General features: G+C 73.7%; 3 protein-coding genes and 1 rRNA gene. All 4 read left to right on the top strand.

The window, feature by feature from the left end:
* Positions 1-81: ribosomal RNA gene (gene rrf, locus ABZW03_RS37175) — 5S ribosomal RNA — on the top strand; the annotation flags it as partial.
* A gap of 72 nt (positions 82-153) precedes the next feature.
* Positions 154-1152 carry a mycothiol synthase gene (gene mshD / locus ABZW03_RS37170; protein WP_355268746.1) on the top strand — a complete coding sequence of 333 codons (999 nt, stop codon included), beginning with the start codon at positions 154-156 and terminating at the stop codon, positions 1150-1152.
* 329 nt (positions 1153-1481) lie between these two features.
* Complete coding sequence (locus ABZW03_RS37165; protein WP_355268744.1) at positions 1482-3659, top strand: RNA degradosome polyphosphate kinase; 2178 nt, start codon at positions 1482-1484, stop codon at positions 3657-3659.
* A gap of 122 nt (positions 3660-3781) precedes the next feature.
* Complete coding sequence (locus tag ABZW03_RS37160; RefSeq protein WP_355268742.1) at positions 3782-4870, top strand: CHAD domain-containing protein; 1089 nt, start codon at positions 3782-3784, stop codon at positions 4868-4870.
* Positions 4871-4984: the final 114 nt, after the last annotated feature.

Below are 4984 nucleotides of genomic sequence, written 5' to 3'. Positions count from 1 at the left end.
ATTCCGAACCCGGAAGCTAAGCCTTACAGCGCCGATGGTACTGCAGGGGGGACCCTGTGGGAGAGTAGGACGCCGCCGAACAATTCTTCAGAAGAGCCCCTGATCCATTCGGATCAGGGGCTCTTCGCATTTCCGGTGACGTATCGTCGGGGCATGGACGATCAGACAGCGGTCACTGCGAACGATGTGCTCCGGCCCGAGCAGCGCGACGGCGCCCTGCGAGTTCTGGCGGAGGCCCAGGCGGTGGACGGCCGGGCCGCCGTGTCCGAGCAGGGCCGGCTCCGGCTGCGGAACGCGGAGACCCCGCGCCCGGGCGTCATCCACCTCGTCGAAGCCGAGCCCGAGCCCGGGACCGAGCCCGGGACCGAGCCCGGGACCGGAGCCGTCCTCGGCTACGGCCAGCTCGAAGTGCCGGAGAACCCGACCGCGAACCCCGCCGCCGAGCTGGTGGTCGATCCGGCGGCCCGCGGCCGCGGCCTGGCCCGTCCGCTGGTGGACGCGGTGCTGGCGCAGGCCCACGAGCAGGGGCGCGACGCGGTGGACTTCTGGGTGCACGGCGGCCACCCGGCGGCCCGGCACCTGGCCGAGGCGTACGGCGCCGAACTCGTCCGCGAGCTGCGGCAGATGCGCCGCACCGGTCGGCAGACCGAGGAGGTGGCCGTCCCCGCGGGCATCGAGCTCCGCACCTTCCGCCCGGGCGAGGACGACGCCGAGTGGCTGCGGCTGAACGCCCTGGCCTTCGCCCACCACCCGGAGCAGGGCGCCTGGACCGAGCAGGACCTGGCCGAGCGGATCGCCGAGCCCTGGTTCGACCCGGCCGGCTTCTTCCTCGCCACCCGGGACGGCAAGGTGGTCGGCTTCCACTGGACCAAGGTGCACCCGGCCACCGCGACCGAGCCCGAGCTCGGCGAGGTGTACGTAGTCGGGGTGGACCCGGCCGAGCAGGGTAGCGGCCTCGGTCGCGCGCTGACCGCGGCGGGCCTGCGCCACCTGACCGGCACCGGCCCCGGCGAGCGCGGACTGGACACCGTCCTCCTCTACGTCGACGCCGACAACCCTGCCGCCGTGCGGGTCTACGAGCGCCTCGGATTCGCGATCCACGAGGTGGACCTCATGTACCGGGCCCCGTACCGCGCCGACCGGCAGGCCTAGCCGCCGCACGCCCCTCCGGCGGCTCCGGGCGAAGGTGAATCGGAGCCGCCGGACGGGGGACGGGACGGTGCTGCCCCTTGCCCCGACCGACTCAGCTTTCCTCCTGGCCATGCGGTGTTTACCGTGGATTCAATTGCTGCCGCGAAGATCACAGGATGAAGTCCGTAGTGTCTCGCTCGTGCAGAGTCGACCGCCACGCACCGGCCGGTCCTGTACGGACCGCGCCCGGAGGATGGGCGCTGTCCCCGGGGTCGGCCCGGGGCGAGGGCGACGGCCCGCAGAGCCCATCGCGTCCGGACGCCGTCCTGCTGCTGGAGGAGCTGGAGCCCATGAGCATCCCCCGCCCCGTCTCTGCCCCGCTGTCGCCGACGGCCCGGATGTCCAGCGCGCTGGGCGTCCCGCCGGAGCTGCCGGCCACGGACGACGAGGAGTTCGAAGCACTGCCGCAGGGCCGCTTCCTGGACCGCGAGCGCAGTTGGCTCGCGTTCAACGAGCGGGTCCTGGAGCTGGCCGAGGACCCGGGCATCCCGTTGCTGGAGCGGGCGAAGTTCCTGGCGATCTTCGCGAGCAACCTGGACGAGTTCTTCATGGTCCGGGTGGCCGGCCTGAAGCGCCGGATCGCCACCGGCGTCGCCCAGCGCAGCGCGTCCGGCCTCCAGCCGCGCGAGGTGCTGGACCTGATCTGGACCCGCTCGCGCGAGCTGATGGCCCGCCACGCCGCCGCCTTCCAGCAGGAGGTGCTGCCGGACCTCGCCGCCGAGGGCATCGAGGTGGTCCGCTGGTCGGAGCTGGCCGAGAAGGAGCAGGCCCGGCTGCACACGCTGTTCCGGCAGAAGATCTTCCCCGTCCTGACCCCGCTGGCCGTCGACCCGGCGCACCCCTTCCCGTACATATCGGGGCTCTCGCTCAACCTGGCCGTCGTGGTGCGCAACCCGGTCTCCGGCCACAAGCACTTCGCGCGCGTCAAGGTGCCGCAGTCGCTGGCCCGCTTCCTGGAGGCCTCGCCCCAGCGGTACGTCCCGCTGGAGGACGTCATGGGCGCCCACCTGGAGGAGCTCTTCCCGGGGATGGAGGTGCTGGCCCACCACGCCTTCCGCGTCACCCGCAACGAGGACCTGGAGGTGGAGGAGGACGATACCGAGAACATCCTCAAGGCCCTGGAGAAGGAGCTGATGCGGCGGCGCTTCGGCCCGCCGGTGCGGCTGGAGGTCGAGGAGTCGATCGACCCGTACATCCTGGACCTGCTGGTGCGGGAGCTGAACATCACCGAGGCGGAGGTCTTCCCGCTGCCCGGGCCGCTGGACCTGACCGGGCTGTTCGGGATCGCCGAGCTGGACCGCCCGGAGCTCAAGTACCCGAAGTTCGTGGCCGGTACGGCCCGCGGGCTGACCGACGTCGAGTCGGCCTCCCAGCCGGACATCTTCGCCGCGATGCGCGAGCGCGACGTCCTGCTGCACCACCCGTACGACAGCTTCTCCACCTCGGTGCAGGCCTTCCTGGAGCAGGCCGCCGCCGACCCGGACGTGCTGGCGATCAAGCAGACCCTGTACCGCACCTCCGGCGACTCGCCGATCGTCGACGCGCTGATCGACGCGGCCGAGTCCGGCAAGCAGGTGCTGGTGCTGGTCGAGATCAAGGCGCGCTTCGACGAGCAGGCCAACATCAAGTGGGCCCGCAAGCTGGAGGAGGCCGGCTGCCACGTGGTGTACGGCCTGGTCGGGCTGAAGACCCACTGCAAGCTCTCGCTGGTGGTCCGCCAGGAGGGCGACACCCTGCGCCGCTACTCGCACGTCGGCACCGGCAACTACCACCCGAAGACGGCCCGGCTGTACGAGGACCTCGGTCTGCTGACCTCCGACCCGCAGGTCGGCGCGGACCTCTCGGACCTGTTCAACCGGCTCTCCGGCTACTCGCGCCGCGAGTCCTACCGCCGCCTGCTGACCGCGCCGCGCGGCCTGCGCGACGGGCTGGTCTCGCGGATCCACAACGAGATCGCCCACCACCGGGCGGGCCGTCCGGCCTACGTGAAGCTCAAGGTCAACTCGATCGTCGACGAGGCCGTGATCGACGCGCTGTACCGGGCCTCCCAGGCCGGGGTGCCGGTGGACGTCTGGGTGCGCGGGATCTGCGCGATCCGCCCGGGCGTGCCGGGACTGAGCGAGAACATCCGGGTCCGCAGCATCCTGGGCCGCTTCCTGGAGCACTCCCGGATCTTCGTGTTCGGCAACAGCGGCGATCCGGAGGTCTGGATCGGCAGCGCCGACATGATGCACCGCAACCTGGACCGCCGGATCGAGGCGCTGCTGCGGATCACCGATCCGGCGCACCGCGCCGAGCTGTCCGGGCTGATCGACCTCGGGGTGTCGGACGAGACCGAGTCCTGGCACCTGGGGCCGGACGGCGCGTGGACCCGCCGTTCGCAGGACGCCGAGGGCCGGCCGCTGCGACACGTCCAGGACCTGTTGATCGACTCGCGCCAGCGCCGCCGGGCCGCCGCCTCGCGCTGACGCGCCCACTGATGCGAGCCGCCGGAGCAGTCGGGCCCTTCGAGGCCCGAGGGGGACCTGTTCCGGCGGCCGGGCCACCAGCTCCGGGGGACCGCCCCGGGGGAACGGGGATCTACCACGCCATGACCGAAGCGCCGATGACGGCCCAGGCGGCCTCCACAGCGACCGCCGGGGACATCCTTTCCCGCCACCTCACCGCCCAGGCCGGCGCCTTCCTGCGCGCGCTGCCGCTGGCGGTGGGCGAGGTCGGTGCCAGACCCGGGACGGCCTCGACCGTCCCGTCGGCCGGCACCTCGGACCTGCTGCGGGCCGTCCGGCGGATCGGCGGGCTGCTGCACACCTTCGGCTCGGTCTTCGAGCAGACCTGGGCGCGGGAGTCGCGCACGGAGCTGCGCTGGCTGCTCAACCTGCTGGCGCTGGAGCCCGGCTACGTCCGCCGCTCGGCCCGGCTCCTGGGCGCGCTGGACTCGCTGAGCGGCACCGCCCCGGACGGGACGGGCATGCTGGCCGGCCACGCGGGCGCCCCCAAGGCGCGGGCGCTGCTGGACCGGCAGCTGACCCTGGCCCGGACCAGGGCGCACTCCACGGTGCTCCAGGAGCTCCGCTCCGCCCGGCTGCACGCGCTGGCGGACCGGATGACCCTGCTGGTCGGCGAGGCGCCGCTGGTGGAGTTGGCGGGCGGCCGGGCCCCGGCGGTGCTGCTGCCGCAGGCCGCCGCCGCCTTCGCCGCGCTGTCCGCGGGCGCCCAGCAGCTGCCGCTGCAGCGGGCCGCGACGCCGTACGGCGGGGACGGGCTGCGCCGGCTGGGCACGGTGCCGCCGTCTCGCGGGGCGACGGACGCGGACACCGCGCTGGCGGCCGACGACGCGCCCTGGGCCCGGCTGCGGATCCTGGTGAAGCGGGCCCGGTACGCGCTGGAGGTGTGCGGCCGCCCGTCCTCCGAGCTGGACGAGCTGGACCTGGTGCTGGCCCGGCAGCAGGAGGCGGCGGACGCCGCCGTCACCGCCGCCACCGCGGCGCGCACCCCGCGGATCACCCCGGCGACCGCGTACGTGCTGGGCGTGGTCCACGCCGACCAGCGGCTGGACGTGGAGTCGGCGCGGTACGCCGTCGGCCTCCGCTGGCCCGACCTGCCGCCCGGCCCGGACGGCTGGCTGGAGCTCGTCCCGGCCGACGCCTGGCGGCACCCCGCCGCGCCCCGGACGGCCTGAGGTGGCCGAGCGCCCGAACCCCGTCCGGGCGGCGGCGGGGGAGGTCCGCGAGGTGCGGCCGACCGGTGAGGACTCCGGGGACGTGGTGCTGCGCTCGCTGCTGCCGTACCGGCT

Source organism: Kitasatospora sp. NPDC004799 (genome assembly GCF_040609095.1).
Lineage (GTDB): Bacteria > Actinomycetota > Actinomycetes > Streptomycetales > Streptomycetaceae > Kitasatospora.
The sequence above is the reverse complement of the archived record's forward strand: the minus strand, read 5'-3'. Positions and strand labels throughout refer to the sequence as shown.